This is a genomic window from Actinoplanes oblitus, assembly GCF_030252345.1.
Classification (GTDB): Bacteria; Actinomycetota; Actinomycetes; order Mycobacteriales; family Micromonosporaceae; genus Actinoplanes; species Actinoplanes oblitus.
Genome location: NZ_CP126980.1, coordinates 6,349,647 through 6,367,131 on the forward strand (window position 1 = coordinate 6,349,647; position 17,485 = coordinate 6,367,131).

General features: G+C 72.5%; 17 protein-coding genes. 9 read left to right on the plus strand and 8 right to left on the minus strand.

Features of this window, described 5'->3' with window-relative positions; all coding sequences use genetic code 11:
* Positions 1-22: 22 nt before the first annotated feature.
* Positions 23-226, minus strand: coding sequence for a hypothetical protein (locus Actob_RS28635; protein WP_284914948.1), 204 nt, complete (start codon positions 224-226; stop codon positions 23-25).
* Positions 227-351: 125 nt separating this feature from the next.
* On the opposite strand from Actob_RS28635, the gene Actob_RS28640 reads away from it, so the two are divergent.
* A complete protein-coding gene (locus tag Actob_RS28640) occupies positions 352-1,794 on the plus strand; it encodes a GGDEF domain-containing protein (RefSeq protein ID WP_284914949.1) in 1,443 nt (480 codons plus the stop codon).
* A 264-nt stretch (positions 1,795-2,058) separates the two neighbouring features.
* Here the strand turns inward: Actob_RS28640 and Actob_RS28645 are convergent, their stop codons facing one another.
* The 3 genes from Actob_RS28645 to Actob_RS28655 are packed head-to-tail and all read right to left on the minus strand — an operon-like array spanning position 2,059 to position 4,028.
* Positions 2,059-3,168 carry a 5-methyltetrahydropteroyltriglutamate--homocysteine S-methyltransferase gene (locus Actob_RS28645; protein WP_284914950.1) on the minus strand — a complete coding sequence of 370 codons (1,110 nt, stop codon included), beginning with the start codon at positions 3,166-3,168 and terminating at the stop codon, positions 2,059-2,061.
* Between the two features lie 21 nt (positions 3,169-3,189).
* Positions 3,190-3,678: an SRPBCC family protein gene (locus Actob_RS28650; protein ID WP_284914951.1), complete on the minus strand. Its 489-nt coding sequence runs from the start codon at positions 3,676-3,678 to the stop codon at positions 3,190-3,192.
* Positions 3,675-4,028, minus strand: a complete 354-nt coding sequence (locus Actob_RS28655) for an ArsR/SmtB family transcription factor (protein WP_284914952.1) — start codon at positions 4,026-4,028, stop codon at positions 3,675-3,677. The genes Actob_RS28650 and Actob_RS28655 overlap by 4 nt, the downstream gene beginning before the upstream one ends.
* Positions 4,029-4,082: 54 nt before the next feature.
* Between Actob_RS28655 and Actob_RS28660 the strand changes: the two genes are divergently transcribed.
* Complete coding sequence (locus Actob_RS28660; RefSeq protein WP_284914953.1) at positions 4,083-4,910, plus strand: DUF1028 domain-containing protein; 828 nt, start codon at positions 4,083-4,085, stop codon at positions 4,908-4,910.
* 276 nt (positions 4,911-5,186) lie between these two features.
* The gene (locus tag Actob_RS28665; protein WP_284914954.1) at positions 5,187-5,825 is read left to right on the plus strand and encodes a peptidase associated/transthyretin-like domain-containing protein; all 639 of its coding nucleotides are present in this window, start codon (positions 5,187-5,189) and stop codon (positions 5,823-5,825) included.
* A gap of 6 nt (positions 5,826-5,831) precedes the next feature.
* On the opposite strand, the gene Actob_RS28670 is transcribed toward Actob_RS28665, so the two are convergent.
* The 4 genes from Actob_RS28670 to Actob_RS28685 all read right to left on the minus strand — a co-directional run bounded on the left by Actob_RS28670 (position 5,832) and on the right by Actob_RS28685 (position 8,569).
* A complete protein-coding gene (locus Actob_RS28670) occupies positions 5,832-6,191 on the minus strand; it encodes a hypothetical protein (protein WP_284914955.1) in 360 nt (119 codons plus the stop codon).
* Entirely contained in the window at positions 6,188-6,430 is a 243-nt protein-coding gene (locus tag Actob_RS28675) for a YbaB/EbfC family nucleoid-associated protein (protein ID WP_284914956.1), read from the minus strand. Before Actob_RS28675 ends, Actob_RS28670 begins: the two co-directional genes overlap by 4 nt.
* A 13-nt stretch (positions 6,431-6,443) precedes the next feature.
* Positions 6,444-7,076: a hypothetical protein gene (locus tag Actob_RS28680; protein WP_284914957.1), complete on the minus strand. Its 633-nt coding sequence runs from the start codon at positions 7,074-7,076 to the stop codon at positions 6,444-6,446.
* A 290-nt stretch (positions 7,077-7,366) separates the two neighbouring features.
* Positions 7,367-8,569, minus strand: coding sequence for an EAL and HDOD domain-containing protein (locus Actob_RS28685; RefSeq protein ID WP_284914958.1), 1,203 nt, complete (start codon positions 8,567-8,569; stop codon positions 7,367-7,369).
* A 152-nt stretch (positions 8,570-8,721) separates the two neighbouring features.
* Here Actob_RS28685 and Actob_RS28690 point away from each other — a divergent pair, with 152 nt between their 5' ends.
* The 6 genes from Actob_RS28690 (at position 8,722) to Actob_RS28715 (ending at position 17,475) form a co-directional block, all read left to right on the plus strand.
* Positions 8,722-10,269, plus strand: a complete 1,548-nt coding sequence (locus Actob_RS28690; RefSeq protein WP_284914959.1) for a long-chain-fatty-acid--CoA ligase — start codon at positions 8,722-8,724, stop codon at positions 10,267-10,269.
* A 162-nt stretch (positions 10,270-10,431) separates the two neighbouring features.
* Positions 10,432-11,739: a hypothetical protein gene (locus Actob_RS28695; RefSeq protein WP_284914960.1), complete on the plus strand. Its 1,308-nt coding sequence runs from the start codon at positions 10,432-10,434 to the stop codon at positions 11,737-11,739.
* Positions 11,739-12,725, plus strand: a complete 987-nt coding sequence (locus Actob_RS28700) for a glutamate ABC transporter substrate-binding protein (protein WP_284914961.1) — start codon at positions 11,739-11,741, stop codon at positions 12,723-12,725. Before Actob_RS28695 ends, Actob_RS28700 begins: the two co-directional genes overlap by 1 nt.
* The gene (locus Actob_RS28705) at positions 12,722-13,915 is read left to right on the plus strand and encodes a hypothetical protein (protein WP_284914962.1); all 1,194 of its coding nucleotides are present in this window, start codon (positions 12,722-12,724) and stop codon (positions 13,913-13,915) included. The genes Actob_RS28700 and Actob_RS28705 overlap by 4 nt, the downstream gene beginning before the upstream one ends.
* Positions 13,912-16,233, plus strand: a complete 2,322-nt coding sequence (locus Actob_RS28710) for a serine/threonine-protein kinase (RefSeq protein ID WP_284914963.1) — start codon at positions 13,912-13,914, stop codon at positions 16,231-16,233. Before Actob_RS28705 ends, Actob_RS28710 begins: the two co-directional genes overlap by 4 nt.
* 18 nt (positions 16,234-16,251) lie before the next feature.
* Positions 16,252-17,475 carry a PP2C family protein-serine/threonine phosphatase gene (locus tag Actob_RS28715; RefSeq protein WP_284914964.1) on the plus strand — a complete coding sequence of 408 codons (1,224 nt, stop codon included), beginning with the start codon at positions 16,252-16,254 and terminating at the stop codon, positions 17,473-17,475.
* Positions 17,476-17,485 lie beyond the last annotated feature (10 nt).

Consider the following 17,485-nt stretch of genomic DNA (forward strand, 5'->3'; position numbering starts at 1 on the left):
CGGCCGCATCACGTTCCCGGTACTACTCGGGAAGCGCGGCGTCGGCGGTCGCCGCGTGCTTCGGGATGAGCAGCGCCAGCAGGGCGGCGAGCACCGCGGCCCAGGCGCACAGCCCGAACAGCAGCTGGTAGGCGCCGAGCGTGGGCAGCTCGTGCCCGCCGAGGACCTCGGCGAGATCCTGGACGCGGCCGGCACCTGACCGGCGCCGGGCCCGCGCGCCTCGCACTACCGCGCGGCCGAGGGGTCCACGCGCCTCGCAAGCACCGCGCGGCCGAGCGGTCCGGCCGCCGGCACCCGAGCCGCACCCGTGCGGGTCCGGCCCGGGCACCGGCCGCGGCCGAGAGTGTCCCGGTGACATCTCGACGGCCGTCCGCATGGACCCTCGTGCTCGCCGCCGCCCCGGTGGTGATCGCGGTCTACTACTGGCTGGTGACGCACGACCTGTGGCCGGGCGCCCAAGTCGGCCTCTACGTCAGCGCGAACGGCGCGTTCGCCGCCGCCTGCCTGGTCGTCGGGGCGCGCCACCGCGACCTGCGGCCGGTGATGCTCTGCCTCGCCGCGGCCGGCGCCTGGGGTATGGTCGCCGACCTGCTGTTCTACCTCCTGGCGCTGGTCTACGACGACGTCACCTACCCGAGCGTGGCCGACCTCGGCTACCTGGCCGCCTATCCGACGATGGCGGCCGGGCTGCTGATGATCGTCCGGCGGCGCACGCCGGGCTGGGACGGCGCCAGCGGCATCGACGCGGCGATCGTCGCGGTCGGCGCCGGGTACCTGGCCTACGAGTTCCTGATCGCCCCGACCGTCAACGTGACCACCGGAAACCTGGCCACGCTGGTGTCCGTCGCCTACCCGCTGGGCGACCTGATGCTGATCATGGTGGGTGCCCGGCTGGTGCTCGGCGCCGGCCCGCGCAGCCCGTCGCTCTACCTGATCGCCGCCTACCTGGGCTGCGCCCTGTACGCCGACACGGTCTACACCATCCAGTCGCTGGACGGCACCTACCAGCCCGGGAACTACCTGGACGCGCTCTGGATGGCGGGCGGCTACCTGTTCGCGGCGGCCGTGCTGCACCCGTCGGCGGCCAAGATGATCGCGCTGTCCCAGGTCACCACCCCGGACGCCACCCCGGCCCGGCTGACCGTCCTGGCGATCGCCGCGATCACCGCGCCGACCTCGCTGCTGATCCAGTACGCCCGCGGCGGCGAACCGCACGTGATCGCCGCCGGGATCGCCTGCAACGCGATGTTCCTGCTGGTGCTGGCCCGGATGGCGGGCCTGGTCCGGGCGCAGCGGCTGGCCGCGATCACCGACGGGCTGACCGGGCTGCGCAGCCGGCGGTACTTCGAGGAGACGCTGCGGCACGAGGTGGAGCGGGCCGCCCGGCACGGTGAGCCGCTGGGCCTGCTGCTGCTCGACATCGACCACTTCAAGCGGGTGAACGACACCTACGGGCACGGCGGCGGGGACCGGGTGCTGATCGAGGTCACCCACCGGCTGAGCCAGCTGGTCCGGCCGGGTGACCTGGCGGCCCGGTACGGCGGCGAGGAGTTCGCGATGCTGCTGCCCGGCGCGACCCCGGAGGAGACCCTGGCAGTCGCCGAGCGGATCCGCCGCGGCGTGGCGGCCGCCCCGATCGCGGTCTCCGAGGACGTCCTGTGCCACGTCACCGTGTCGATCGGCGCGGCCGGCGTGCCCGCGCTGCGCGACGTCGACGAGCTGGTGCTGGCGGCCGACCGGGCGCTGTACGCCGCCAAGAACGCCGGCCGCGACCGCGTCGCGGCCGCCGCCTGAGGCAAGCCCGGTGGGCGCACCGGACCTCCTGATGCGCTCCACACCCGGCGCGCTGCGCACTGAGCACGCTCAGACCCGGCGCGCTCAGACCCGGCGCGCTCCGCATCCGGAAGGCGCACGCTGGTTTTGATCTCCGGAAGCACCCACGGGCAATGAAGAGGGCGGCGATCGCTCTGGACGCGCAGCGGCCAGATCGCCGCCCTCGGCCCGCGCGGGAGCATGCGATCCGCACCCCGCAGGGCCCGCGTACATGAGGATTCTGCCCTATCCCCAGACTTCCGCGGCCGTCTCGACGATCAGGCGCAATTTGGCCACCTGTTCGTCATAGGTCAGCACATTCCCCTCGACGGTCGAGGAGAAGCCGCACTGCGGCGACAGGCAGATCTGCTCGAGCGGCACATGTTTCGCCGCCTCGTCGATGCGCCGCTTGAGCGTGTCCTTCGATTCGAGCGTGCCGCGCTTCGTGGTCACGAGTCCGAGAACGACCATCTTCCCCGGCGGCACGAAACGGAGTGGCGCGAACCCGCCCGACCGTTCGTCGTCGAACTCCAGGAAGAACCCGTCCACCGCGAGCTCGCTGAACAGCGCCTCGGCGACGAAGTCATAGCCGCCCTCGGCCGCCCACGACGAGCGGAAGTTGCCCCGGCACATGTGCGTGGTGACGCGCAGGCCGGCCGGCCGATCGGCGATCGCCGCGTTGATCTGCCGGATGTAGCGCAGGTGCTGGTGCTCGGCGTCGTCGCCGCGGTCGGCGAGCAGGCGGCGCTGGTCCGGGTCGTTGAGATAGGCCAGGCTGGTGTCGTCCAGCTGCAGGTAGCGGCAGCCGAGCGCGTGCACCCGGCGAACCTGCTCGGCGTAAGCGGCGCTCAGGTCTGTCCAGAACTGATCCTCGTCCGGATAGACCGCCGGATCGATGGCCGCCCGGCCGCCCCGGTAGTGGACCATGCTCGGCGACGGGATGGTCAGTTTCGCCGTGACGTCCGGACCCACCGCGGCGTCGAGGAACGTGAAGTCGTCGCCGAAGATCGTCTCGGTGAGCCGGATCGGGGCGTCGACGGCGAGCGCCGCCGACTCGAAGTCCAGTTCCCCGTCCGCGTTGCGGAAGTGGACCTGGATCTTGTCGTCGGTCGGGTGGATGCCGCCCAGCCGGTAGATGAAGTCCATGTGCCAGGCGGTACGGCGGAACTCGCCGTCGGTCGCCGAACGCAGGCCGACGTCGCGCTGCATCCGGACCACGTCACGGATCGCGTCGTCCTCGATCGCGCGGAGCTCGTCCGCGCCGATCTCGCCGGTGGCGTGCTTGGTGCGGGCGTCGAGGAGCCGGGGCGGGCGGAGCAGGCTGCCGACATGATCCGCCCGGAAAGGTGGGGTCATCCCCCCACTCAACACCCCGGCTCAGCCGTTGGAAAGAACTTCGTCGATCTGACCGAGGGCCAGCCGCATGCCCTCCCGCATGCCCATCCGGTCCAGCCGCTCCAGCTGCGCGGCGTCGGCGAAGTGGGTCACCACTGTCATCCGGGTGCCGCCGCCCACCTCGTCGAGCGTCACCACGGCGTGCACCGGCTGGTCCTCCGTGATCGGCTCGCCGTGCTTGTCGGCGAACCCGTCGTCGAACTCCAGCCGGTGCGGTGCCTCGATCGCGGTGATCGTCCACCAGCCGTGCGACAGCGTCCCGTCCGGACCGGTCATGTGGTAGCGCACCGCGCCGCCGGCCACGAACTCGTGCCGGGTGACGGTGGCCGGCCAGGTCGGCGGGCCCCACCAGCGCTCCAGCCGGCGCGGATCGGCCCAGACCTGCCAGACCCGGTCGATCGGCGCCGGGAAGTCGGTCACGAAGGTGAGGGTCAACGCCTCGATGTCCTTGATCGTCTCGGTGACTGTCACGATCCCTCCTCCTGCTCCTCCGCACGAAGCATCTCGGTGATCCGGTCGGCCCGCTGCCGCCAGATCCGCTCATAGGCGTCCATCAGCCCGCCGACGACGCCGCGCAGCGCCTCCGGCCGGCCGTGGACGATCTGCTCCCGGCCGCGCCGCTCCTTGGTCACCAGGTCGGCCCGCTCCAATATCGCGACGTGTTTCTGCACCGCCGCGAAGCTCATCGGGTAGAGCCGGGCCAGGGCGGAGACGGACTGTCCGTCCCTGATCACCCGCGCCAGGATGTCGCGCCGGGTGGCGTCGGCGAGCGCCTGGAAGACGCGGTCCGCGTCCCCGCCAACGTTCTCACCTACAACCATGTGGTTGCACGTTACTTGGCGCCGTTCGTGATCGCAACCGGGTAGCGTGCCGCCATGACGTTCTCGATCGTGGGCCGGTCCGCCGACGGCACAGCCCTGGGTGTCGCGGTGGCCAGCAAGTTCCTCGGGGTCGGCGCGGCGGTGCCGGCCGCCCTGGCCGACGTCGGCGCGGTGGCCACCCAGTCCTACGCCAACCTCGCCTACCGGCCGCAGTCCCTCGCGCTGCTGGGCACCGGGGTGGCCGCGCCGGAGGTGGTCAAGGCGCTGATCGCCGGGGACGCCGGCCCGGTCGGGCACCGGCAGGTCGGGGTGGTCGGCGCCACCGGCCCGGGCGCGACGTACACCGGGGCGGACTGCCACGACTGGGCCGGCGGGACGGCCGGCGACGGCTACGCCATCCAGGGCAACATGCTGGCCGGACCGGCCGTGACCGGCGACATGGAGCGCGGCTGGCTGGGGTCCGCCGCCGAGCCCCGGCTGGCGTATCGGCTGCTGGCGGCACTGCGCGCCGGCGACCGGGCGGGCGGCGACCGGCGCGGCCGGCAGAGCGCCGCGTTGCTGGTCGTCGCGAAGGGCCTGGGATACGGCGGCACCAGCGACGTCCTGGTGGACCTCCGGGTCGACGACCACCCGGACCCGGTGACCGAGTTGGGCCGGCTGCTGGAGATGCACACCCTGTACTTCGAACGCCCCGACCCGGCGACCCTGCTGCCGCTGACCGATGCGCTCGCCCGCGAGGTGCGCCAGCGGCTGACCGATCTCGGCCATGTGGACGCGGACCTGGACGAGGCGCTGGCGTCCTGGGCCGGCGTCGAGAACCTGGAGATGCGGATCGTCCCCGGCGCCATCGATCCGCTGGTCCTGGCACATCTGCGAGCCTGACCGCGGTCCGCTTCGGTCCGGGCCGTCATCATTTGGTACGGCTGTGGTGTCCCGCCGTGGGCAGGGGCGGGGAGGCGGGGCCGGGTCGAGGCCGCCGCGCGCCGCCGGGTGCCGGGCGCGGGCGCGAGGCGGGCCCGGGTCAAGGCCGCCGCGCGCCGCCGGGTGGTCGCGAGGCCGGGCCGGGGTAGGCACGCGGGCTTGGCGTACCGATGGTCATTAGTTTCGGCAACGTGAGTATTTACGGCAAAAGGGCCTTCCAGTCCCTTCTGTCCTGCGATGATCATTTATGGGACGTACGTGGTCGGGGACGATGGGACGAAAATGGGACACGAGGAGCGTGCCGGCGCGCCGGTGCTGAGCCGCCGCAACATCATCACGCTGGACTTCCCGGGACCGGCGGCGGCCGTCTGCCAGCTGCGCCCGGCCGGCACTTCCGCGCCGGACCCGTTCACCACTGACCGTTTCGTGGTCCGGCGCGAGCTGGCGCCCGCCGACTCCGGCGTGCCGATGATGCTGCGGGTACGGGTCCTCGACGCGGTCGACCGCCCGCTGCCGAACGCCGTCCTGGAGATCGTCCACCCCGCCCCGGACCCGGCCGCCCCGACGCTGCACGGCGCCCAGCTGACCGACCCGCACGGCTACGCCGAGTTCAAGACCGTCTTCCCGGGCTGGTCCGCCGACCGCCCGGCCGGCCTGGACGTGACCCTGCACCTGGCCGGCACCCGCGACACCGGGCGCTTCCACTTCCCGGCGCAGGTCACCGCCCAGGTGGCGGCACTCCCGGGCTATCGCGCCAACCCGAGCCCGCCGCCCCCGCCGGACCAGCCGGCCGGCATCCTGCACGTGGTCCCGCGCGACCGCTACGACCTCACCGCCGGCCTGCTCGCCACCATCAACGCGGTAACCGACCGCTGAGGCTCGCTACCACCGGCCTGCTCGCGCCCAGTCCTCGGCACCGAGCGTCGGGCTCTGGTGCGGCTTGCGATGGTCGTGCTGGACGCTACCCAGGTCGGGCATGCCGTTGGCGGCCAGCTCCACCTTCGAGATGGCACCCTCGATCTTGACCTGCTCGGCAAGGACTCCTTCCAGGGATGAGGCCATGTCGGCCATCAAGGAGATGAGTTCGCCGCCGGCGTCGAACACCTTGCCGTCGAAGAGGTGGAACAGGAAGTTGCTGCCGCTGGAGATCCAGTCGTTGAACTCCCTGTGCAGATTGATGATCGCCTCGATCTGGGCGTAGCCGATCTGGGCGAAACTGTTCCGGATGGTGCGGATCGTCACGGCGCACTGCTTCCCGGCGGTGCCCAGCCAGGTCGCCTCTTCGCCCACATGGCGTCACCGACCGCGCGAGTGATCTTCGCTGCCAGCCGCTCCTCGGTGACTTCGCGCAACGCTCCGGGGCGCAACCTGACCTCGATGTCGCCGGTCCCGCCGATCAGCACGGACACCGTTCCGTCAGCGCTCTCCGCACGCGCCTCGAACCGGCTGACCTCCTCCTCGAATTGCTGCAGACGTCCCATCTCGCTCTCCCCGTCAGCTCAGTTCGTCGAGGGTCTTCTGGGCAATCGTCCGTGCCGCCGCCTCGGCTGCGGTCCGGTGCCGGGTGGTGACCACTTCGCCGTCGGTGGCGGCGACGTCGGCGGCAGCGAAGGCGCCATCCGCCACCAGGCCGGCGCCGCTGCGGAGTTCCCCGCTCTCGTTGGTGCAGACCAGCGTGGTACCTACCCTGTGTGGCGATTCGGCACAGGTGGTGGTGACCACGTCGGTCGTCGGCCGGGTCGCGCTCTCGTCGGCGGTCCGGCCGTCGATGCCATCGACGAACCGCCCGTATCGCACCACCACCACCACCACCAGCTTGTGTCCGCCCTCGGCCGAGGGCGCGTCGAAGACGCAATGGTCCTGGACGGTGAATACGGCGTTGCCGTAATACGGCGTCTCGGACATGTTGCCGGCGCCGGGCAGCGCCTGCCGGACGAGCCGTTGCACCTGGGCGCACTTCGGGACGGCGGCCAGCGCCGGAGCGGCCGAGGCCGGCGGATCGGGCGACAGGGCCGGATGCGGACCGGACGGCGGATCGGGATGGTCCTCGCAGGCGGCGACCGCACCGCCGAGCGCCGCACAGATCAGGACCGCCAGGCAGCGACCGGTGAACTGATATCCACTCACGTCATCGTCTACGCCGAAATCGGGGCGGCCGGTTCAGCGGCACCCGATGCCGACTTTCCGCAGCTCAGGTGATCTTCGAGCAGTCGGTGACGCGGGCAGCGCCCGGCCTCCCGGCAGGGGGTGCCGCCCGGGTCGAGGCGGGGCGGCGCCGGCGGTGGCCGCAACCTGGTGGCGGTGCCGCGCCGGGCGCGGGCCGGCGCGGCGTGACACCGGTCAGCCGGTGCGCGGCGAGTTGAAGCGGCGAGTTGAAACGGCGAGTTGAAACGGCGGGTTGAAGCGGCGCCCGGCGGTCAGCCGGTGCGCTGCGGGTTGAAGCGGTGCGCGGCGGTCAGCGTCCGGGTCGACCAGCGCATGGCATCCAGGGCCGGGCCGGCGAGATCGGCCGACCCGGCCTCGCCGGCCTCGTAGGCGGAGACCGCGTTCAGCACCTGGCCGAGCCGGCCGGTGCCGCTGGTCAGGGCGTCCGCCACGTCGGCGGTGAGCGGCAGCTGCTCGGCCATCGCCGACGGGGTGCTGCCCATCAACCGGGCCATGCCGGTGACCAGGCCGGCCACGAACGCGGCACCCTGGTCGGCGCCGAACCGGGCGGCCAGGTTCTCGCAGAGCCGGGCCTGGGTCAGCGCGGTGAGCAACTGCTCCTCGGGGGCCTCGGCGACGTCGTCGACCACCATCAGGGTGGCCCAGCGGCGGATCCGGGTGAGCCCGACCAGCATCACCGCCTGGCGGACCGAGGAGATCCGGCTGACCACGCCGGCCGCCACCGAGTTGCTGACCCGCAGCACGCGCAGGGCCAGCGCCGGGTCGCTGACGATGATCGAGGTGATCTTCTCGAGCGGGACGTCCGGGGACATCAGGGCGGCGACCAGCTCCAGGCGGCGCAGCCGGGACGGGGAGAGGCTGGGGGTGCTGAGCACCTGGGGCCGGCTCAGCCAGTACCCCTGGCGCAGCTCCATGCCGTAGCGGTCGGCGATGGCGACCTGCTCGGCGGTCTCCAGGCGCTCGGCGACCAGTTGCAGACCGGGGTGCCGGCGGCAGGCCGCGACGATCTCGTCGAGCCGGCTCAGGTCGCCGTCCAGCAGGTCGAGCTTGACGTAGGAGGCCAGCCCGAGCAGCTGCTCGTGGCCGGAGCCCCAGACGAAGTCGTCCAGGGCGATCCGGTAGCCGGCGCCGGCCAGCGCGGTGATCCCCTCGATCACCTCGTCGTCCACCGTCACCGTCTCCAGCACCTCCAGCACCACCTGCTCCGGCCCGAACGGCAGGGGCAGCCGGCCGGTGAGGAACTCGCGGGTGAGGTTGATGAAGCACGGCCGGTTGCCGGCCACCTCGGCGATCCCGAACTCGGTGAAGGCGTTGATCATGACGGTGCTCGTCGCATAGGTGTCCTGCCGGCCGGACGCGACGGAGTCCATCCGGCCGCGGAAGAGCAGCTCGAAGGCCACCACCGTGCCCTGGGCGTCAAAGATCGGCTGACGACCGACGTGCACCGCATCCATCACCGGGATTCCCACGTCGCTGCCATCGGCAAAAAACCGGGCGACCTGACGAATCGGGGCAGGGAAACACAACCGGAACGGCCGGTTCCGCGGAAAGACCACTCATGTTGAGATGAGACCGCCGTCACAGCGCTTCGAAAGGGAACCACCTGATGCTCAACCTCGCCATCCTGCTGGAGGACAGCGCCCGCCGTTACCCGGAGCGCGCCGCGGTGGTGCTCGGCCCGCAGCGCCTGAGTTACGCCCAGGTGGACGCGGCGGCCAGCCAGGTGGCGAGCATGCTGGTGGCCCGGGGCATCCAGCCCGGCGACAAGGTGGCGCTCTCCTGCCCCAACCTGCCGTACTTCCCGATCGTGTACTACGGGATCCTCAAGGCGGGCGCCGTCGTCGTACCGCTGAACGTGCTGCTCAAGGGCCGGGAGATCACCTACCACCTGAACGACTCGCAGGCCAAGGCGTACTTCTGCTTCCAGGGCACCCCGGAGCTGCCGATGGGCGCCGAGGGCAAGGCCGGATTCGACGCCGCCGAGGGCTGCGAGCACTTCTTCCTGATCACCGCGGACCCGGCGGCCGCCTCGACGGTCGACGGCGCCGAGACGCTGGGCCAGGCCCTCGCCGGGCAGTCGCCGGTCTTCGAGACGGTGCAGCGCGCCGAGACCGACGCCGCCGTCATCCTCTACACCAGCGGCACCACCGGCCAGGCCAAGGGCGCCGAGCTGTCCCACTCGAACCTGGTGCTCAACGCGCTCACCTGCAACCGGCTCTTCGCCTCGCAGCCGGCCACCGACACCCACCTGCTGGTGCTGCCGCTGTTCCACTCGTTCGGCGCGACGGTGAACATGAACGCCGGCTTCTCGGTGGCGGCCACCCTGGTGCTGCTGCCCCGCTTCGAGGCGAACGCCGCGGTGCAGCTGTTGCAGAGCGAGGACGTGACGTTCTTCGCCGGCGTGCCGACCATGTACTGGGGCCTGCTCAACGCGCTGGACGAGAACGTCGACGTGGAGCGGATCGCCCGCAACATGCGGGTCGCCGTGGCCGGCGGCTCGAGCCTCCCCGTGGAGATCATCAAGGCGGTCAAGGAGCGGTTCGGCGTCACCATCCTGGAGGGGTACGGCCTCTCCGAGACCTCGCCGGTGGCCACCTTCAGCGACCCGGACGCCGAGCCCCGGCCCGGCTCGATCGGCATCCCGATCTGGGGTGTCGAGGTCAGGCTGATCGACCCGGAGTGGAACACGATCGGTGGCGCCGACGAGATCGGTGAGATCGCCATTCGCGGCCACAACATCATGAACGGCTACTACAACCGGCCGGCGGCGACCGCCGAGGTGATGCGGGACGGCTGGTTCCGCACCGGCGACCTGGCCCGCCGGGACAAGGACGGCTACTACTACATCGTCGACCGGGCCAAGGACATGATCATCCGCGGTGGCTTCAACGTCTACCCACGGGAGATCGAGGAGGTGCTGCTCACCCACGAGGCGGTCTCGCTGACCGCGGTGATCGGCGTGCCGCACCCCAGCCACGGCGAGGAGGTCAAGGCGTTCGTGATCCTCAAGCCGGGCGCCACCGTGACCGAGGACGAGCTGGTCGCCTGGAGCAGGGAGCAGATGGCCTCGTACAAGTACCCGCGTATCGTGCGCATCGTCGAGTCGCTGCCCATGACCGCCACCGGCAAGCTGCTCAAACGCGAGCTCAGCTGACCCCGGTCGAACAACGGCGACAACCGGCGCCCGGCGGGTATCCCGCCGGGCGCCGGTGCTCCCTAGACTCGCACGCAACACCCGCCCGCCCGGGGTCGATGATCGCTTGCATCGGTGACGCACAGTGGACGGGCAGGCACCCCTGGCGTACGGAGGCACAGCGTGACCACAGCCCTGGCGCACCGGTCCCCGGCGAACGCGTCATCCGCCCCGCCGGCGGCCGGTCTGCTGCGCCGGGTGGGCAACCTCCGGCACCACTCCCCCGGCCGCCTGCAGCTGATCCTCGCCGCGCTGCTCACCCTCGGCCTGCTCACCGGCCTGGTCGCCGGGCTGACCGCGCACGCCGCCTCGTCCGGCACCACCGACCTCGGTGGCCGCGCCCAGCCGCTGCTCGCCGAGTCCGAGCAGATCTACACCTCACTGGCCGACGCGGACACCACCGCCGCCCAGGCGTTCCTGGCCGGCGGGCTGGAGCCGGCGGCGCTGACCCGCCGCTACGACGACGACCTGGCCCGGGCCGGCACCGCGCTGACCCGCGCGGCCCGGCTGGTCCCGGCCGACAGCGAGGCCGGCAAGGCGGTCGAGGCGCTCTCCACCGGCATGGCGCGGTACTCGGCGCTGGTCGCCACCGCCCGGGCCACCAACCGGCAGGGCCTGCCGATCGGCGCGTCCTACCTGTCCGCCGCCTCCCAGCTCAACCGGGACACCCTGCAGCCGCAGGCGCAGCAGCTGTTCCGGACGGCCGGCACCGAACTGGGCGACAGCTACGACGCGGCCCGCAGCTCGTGGTGGCTGATGCTGCTGCTGGTGCTCTTCGTGGCCCTGGGCGTCGCGCTGTTCTGGAGCCAGGCCTACCTGAGCCGCACCACGCACCGCACCTTCAACGTCCCGCTGGTCGCCGCCACCGCCCTGATCGGCGTGCTGGCCCTGGTCACCGGCGGCGTCTTCGCCAACCAGCGATCCCACCTGGCCAGCGCGGACGCCGAGGGCTCGCGCCCGGTCGCGGCGCTCGCCGAGATGCGGATCCTGATGCTCAGCGAGCGGGCCGACGAGGCGCTCACCCTGGCCGCCCGCGGCGCCGCCGACCACGAGGGCGACTTCAAGGCCGCCAGCGGCGGGATCGACTTCAACGACCCCCGGCTGACCTACGCGCGGGCGAGGGTGGTCGAGGCGGCCCGCCTGCACAACGACTACCTGACGCTGCACGACCAGGTGCGGCGGCTGAACGAGCGCGGTGACTACGACGGCGCGGTCAAACTGGCGATCAGCGACGAGACCGGCAAGCGGTTCACCGAGCTGACCGACACCATGGGCGCGGCGATCGGCGACCGGACCGACGCCTTCACCGGCCAGGTCGAGGACGCCGGTGACGGGCTGGACCTGCTGACCGTGCTCGGGCCGCTGCTCGCGCTGGCCGCCTGCGCGCTCTTCGTGATCGGTATCCGTGCCCGCCTGGAGGAGTACCGGTGATGCGTACCCGACTCGCCCTGATCGCCACCGTCGCCCTGCTGCTGGGCACCGCCGGTTGTGCCGGCGACTCCGCACCGCGTTACGACGCCACCCCCGCGCCCACGGCCACCGGCCGGGGCCTCGAGCAGGGCGCCGAGCCCGCCGGGACGGCGCCCGCGGCGCCCGCCGACACCTCGTGCAACCCGCGGGCCAGCCTGCGCCCGTCCGGCGCGCTGCCGCAGCCGGGGCGGATGCCGGCCGGCACGCTGATGGCGGACATCCAGAAACGCGGCCGGCTGATCCTCGGCACCAGCCAGGACACCCTGCTGTTCAGCTCGCGCAACCCGTTCACCGGCAAGGTGGAGGGCTTCGACGTGGACATGGGCCGGCTGATCGCCGGCGCGATCTTCGGTGACCCGGACAAGCTGCAGATCACGGTCATCGGGTACGACCAGCGGGTCAACTCGGTGCTGCAGGGCAAGGTGGACGTGGTCGCCGACACGATGACCGCGAACTGCGACCGGTGGAAGGACGTCAACTTCTCCTCGATCTACTACGAGGCCGGGCAGAAGGTGCTGGTCAGCAAGAACTCGAAGGCGGCGAGCCTGGAGGACCTGGGCGGCAAGCGGATCTGCTCGGCGGCGGGGTCGACGTCGTACGACAACATCGGCAAGGTGCGGAGCAACCCGCCGCCGGTCGCGGTGTCCCGGGCGACCTTCGGCGACTGCCTGGTGGCGTTCCAGCAGAACGAGGTGGACGCGATCTCCACCGACGACACCATCCTGGCCGGGATGGCCGCCCAGGACCCGTACGCGAAGGTGGTCGGCCCGCGGCACACCCAGGAGCCGTACGGGATGGCGCTGAACCGGGACCACCCGGAGTTCACCCAGTTCGTCAACGCGGTGCTGGAGAAGGCCCGGCGGGACGGCACCTGGAAGCGGACGTACGAGAAATGGCTCGGCCGGTTCGGTCCGGCCCCGCAGCCACCGGCGGCACAGTACCGATGACGGCCCCCTCGGTAGCCCCCGCCGACGCCGAACTGGCGCGCCTCGAAACCGCCGTGCAGGTGATCTCGCGCAACCTCGTCGAGCTCGACGAGATGCCCGCTCGCAAGGACCTGGACGGCAAGCAGCTGACCGGCCGGACCGCCCGGGAATGGGCCGACGCCAGCGTCGCGATGGCCACCCTCTGGGACGGCTACCGGATGCTCAGCGAGTCGATCGTGCGCGCCCAGTCGCTGCGCGGGCAGCGCCGGTTCAACGACGCCGACCGGGCGAAATACCTGCACGAGGTGCTCGGCTCGTCGATCCTGCTCTCCACCACCACGGTGCCGCTGGCCCAGCGCGGGCTGCTCGGCGCCGGCCAGATCACCACCACCTGCACGCCGGGCGAGTTGCTCGCCGCGATGGAACTGTCGTTCACCACGGCCGTCGACGTGGCCAGCCGGGCCGCCGAGCGGTGGCAGAAACTCCTCCCCGCGGCCGCCGACGCGGCCGCCGCCCTCGATCAGGCCCGCGAGCTGTCCCGCCGGGTCGGTGCCCCGACCACCCTGCTGGACCAGGCCGACCGGCTGCTCGGCGACCTGACCGGCACGCTGGCCACCGACCCGCTCGGCACCGACCCGTCGATCCTGGACCGGGTCCGTGACCTGATCCGCCGCTCCGACGCGGAGCGCACCTCGGCCGCCGAGCTGCGCGACTCGCTGCACCGGCGGCTGGCCGAGGCCCGGGACCGGGCCGACGAGCTGGACCGGGCCGCCAGCGCCGCGCAGCAGGCGCACGCCCGGGTCACCGGCCGGTTCCCGGACTCGCAGATCGCCACGGTGCGCGCGGTGAACCTGCGGCCCGACCTGGCCGCGGTGGAGGCACTGGCCACCGCCGGGCAGTGGGCGCTGATCAGCCCGCGGCTGGCGCAGTGGTCGCGGGCGGCCCGCGAGCGGCTGGCCGCGCTCTCGGTGGTCACCTCGCACAACGACAAGTTGCTCGCCGAGCGCGACGAGCTGCGCGGCCGGCTCAGCGCCTACCAGGCCAAGGCGCTGCGGCACGGGCTCGGCGAGCATCCCCGGCTGACCCCGCTCGCCGAGCGGGCCCGCACCCTTCTGCACACCGCGCCGTGCGAGCTGGACCAGGCTCGGGCGGCCGTCAACGCGTACCAGGAAGCGCTCACCGCCACGATCGCGAAGGATGCCCGGTCATGAAATGCCAGCGGAACTGCCCCGGGACCATCGAGGACGGCTACTGCGACACCTGCGGGATGGCCCCGGCCGGCAAACCGGTCGCCGCCCCGCCGGAAGCCGGGAGACCCGGCATCGGTACGTGCCGGCGGGACGGCTGCGGCGGCACGATCGAGGACGGCTACTGCGACACCTGCGGGCTCGCGCCGGTGGCCACGAGCGCCCCGGTGCCCCAGCAACGGGCCGCGACCAGCAACACCGGCACGCAGGGCTCGACGCGTGGCAGTGCGCTCTCCACGCGTACCGGTGGGAGCCGGCGCGGCAGCGGCCGCACCTCGTCCAGCCGCCGTTTCGGCAGCGGCCTGGTGGAGATCGCCCCGATCGCCAAGGTCGACCCGGCCACCACGATCATGGCCGACGCGCAGGTGCCGGAGTCCAAGCGGTACTGCGCCAAGTGCAACAACCCGGTCGGCCGGTCCCGCGGTGACCGGCCGGGCCGCACCTCGGGCTTCTGCCCGCACTGCGGCGAGGCGTTCAACTTCACCCCCAAGCTGGTCAAGGGCGACGTCGTCGGCGGCCAGTACGAGGTGGCCGGCGCTCTCGCCCACGGCGGCCTGGGCTGGGTCTACCTGGCCGTCGACCTGAACGTCTCGAAACGCTGGGTGGTGCTCAAGGGCCTGCTCAACTCGCAGGACGAGGACGCGCTCGCCGCCGCCCTGGCCGAGCAGCGGTTCCTGGCCGAGGTCGAGCACCCCAACATCGTCAAGATCTACAACTTCGTCGAGCACGACGGCGCCGGCTACATCGTGATGGAGTACGTCGGCGGCAAGTCCCTCAAGGACATGCTCAAGCAGCGCCGCGAGGCGAACGGCGGGAACACCGACCCGCTGCCGCTGGACCAGGCGCTGGAATTCCTGATCGAGATCATGCCGGCGTTCAGCTACCTGCACGAGCGCGGGCTGATCTTCTGCGACTTCAAGCCGGACAACGTGATCCAGTCCGGCGACCAGATGAAGCTGATCGACCTCGGTGGCGTCGTGCACATCGACGACCAGGAGGCGGCGATCTACGGCACCGTCGGTTACCAGGCGCCGGAGATGGCGACCGACGGCCCGTCGGTCGCCTCCGACCTCTACACCATCGGCCGGACCCTGGCGGTGCTGACCACCGACTTCCGCGGCTACCAGACCACCTTCAAGGAGAGCCTGCCCAGCCGCGACGAGTTCGAGGTCTACACCCGGCACGAGTCGTTCTACCGGCTGGTCCAGCGGGCCACCCGGCCCCGCCCGGACGAGCGGTTCGTGGACGCCGCCGAGATGCAGGAGCAGATGCTCGGCGTGCTGCGTCAGGTGGTGGCCGCGCAGGGCGCGCCGAAACCGGCGCCGTCCAAGGTGTTCACCGGCGAGCTGCGCACCGACCTCAGGTCGGAGGCGCCGCGCTGGCAGGACCTGCCCACCCCGCTGATCGACCTGACCGACCCGGCGGCCGGCTTCCTCGCCTCGATCACCCTGACCGACCCGGCCGAGGTGCTCGCCCTGCTCAAGCACGCGCCGCAGGAGACCGTCGAGGTGCGGCTGCGGGCGCTGCGGGCGGAGATCGACTTGGGCACCCGGCACGGGTCCTTCGACGACGCCCGCAAGGCGCGGGACCGGTTCGCCGCGCTGGACGGCGCCGACTGGCGGCTGGCCTGGTACGACGGGCTGCTCGCGCTGGCCACCCAGGACTGGGCCACGGCCCGCGCCCGGTTCGACGCGGTCTACTCGGTGCTGCCCGGCGAGCTGGCCCCGCAGCTGGCGCTCGGCTTCACCGAGGAGCTGGCCGGGCCGGACCGGATGCCGGTCGCTGCCGGGTACTACGACGTGGTCAGCCGGACCGACCCGTCGTACACCACGGCCGCCGCCGGGCTGGCCCGCTGCCGGCTGGCCGGCGGCGACCGGGCCGGCGCGGTGGAGGCCTACCAGCGGGTGCCCGGCACGTCCTCGGCGTACGCGATCTCCCAGGTCGGCGCGGTGCGGGCGCTGGTGCACGCGCACCCGGACGCCAAGGTCGACGTGCAGGCGCTGACCGAGGCGGCGGCCCTGCTCGAACGGCTGGAGGTGGAGCGGGCGCAGCTCGCCGAGCTCCGGGCCGAGCTGCTGAAACAGGCGCTGTCCTCGATGCGCGGCGGGCTGCGGGTGCCGGCCGCGGTGCTCGGCGGCGGGCGTACCGGCGACACCGGGGAGAAGGACGTGCGGTTCGCGTTGGAGGACGCGTACCGCGAGATGGCCCGCGCCGCGCACGGTCCCGAGAAGATCCGCCTGGTCGACATGGCGAACGCGGCGCGGCCGCGGACCCGCACCTGAGCAACGAGAGAAGGCACGTTGATTCTGACCGAGTGCGACTCCTGCGCCGAGGGGCGCGCCACCGGCGCGTCGTTCTGTGAGGCGTGCGGGCGCAGGCTGACCGACACCGCGTCGGTCGGCGCCGCCGGCGAGACCGAGGCGACGCCGGCCGACGCCCCCGGCCCGGGCCGGAGCACCGGCCTGGCCGGCCGGGACTGCCCGCACTGCGCCGCGGTGGGCGCGGTCGCCGCCGACGGGTACTGCGAGGAGTGCGGGATGCTGGCCGGCCGGCCGCGCGACCACACCGAGGCGGACGGCGACCTGATGGCGGCGGCGGTCAGCGACCGGGGTCGCCGGCACCACCGCAATGAGGACGCGATGTGGCTGGCCGTCGGCAGCGACGCCGTCGACGTGGTGGTCTGCGACGGCGTCTCGGCGTCGTTCGACCCGGATGTCGCCTCCGAGGTGGCCGCGAAGGCGGCCGGTGAGTTGCTGGCCCGCGCCCAGCACCCGGGCCACGCCGCGGCGGGACCCGCGGACCGGCCCGGGACGCGGCCCGACGAGGCCACCGCCCCGGACACCGGTGAGGAGCCGACCGAGCCGGTCGAGCCGGACGAGCCCGCGCTGCCGATCGCCGAGGTGGTCGGCCGGGCGATCCAGGGTGCCGGCGAGGCGGTCGCCCAGCTGGCCGGCACCGGCGACCCGCGCCGGGCCACCTCCAACCCGGCCTGCACGATCGTCGCGGCGGCGGTACGCGGCCCGCACGTCGGGTTCGGCTGGGTCGGCGACAGCCGGGTCTACTGGATCCCCGCCACCGGGCCGGCCGAGCAGCTCAGCGAGGACGACTCGTGGGCCCGGCACGTGATCGCGATGGGCGCCGACCCGCGGGTCGCGATGAACGATCCGAAGGCCCACGCGATCACCGCCTGGCTGGGCGCGGACGCCGGCCGGATCAGCCCGCGGGTGGGCGCGTTCACCGCGGGGGCGCCCGGGCACCTGGTGCTCTGCAGCGACGGGCTGTGGAACTACCTGACCGACCCGGCGGACTTCGGCGACGCCGTCCGGTCCGCGCTGCGCGTCGCCACCGGGCCCCGCCCCCTGCTCGAGGCGGCGCGCGCGCTGGTGGCGTACGCGAACTCCGCCGGAGGCGCGGACAACATCACGGTCGCCATCGTGCCTGTGCCACCGCAAACCGACGCGGACATGGCGGAAGCCGAAGGCGACGCCGTAACCGACAGTGACAACGAGACCAGCGAAGCATAAGGAGTCCCGA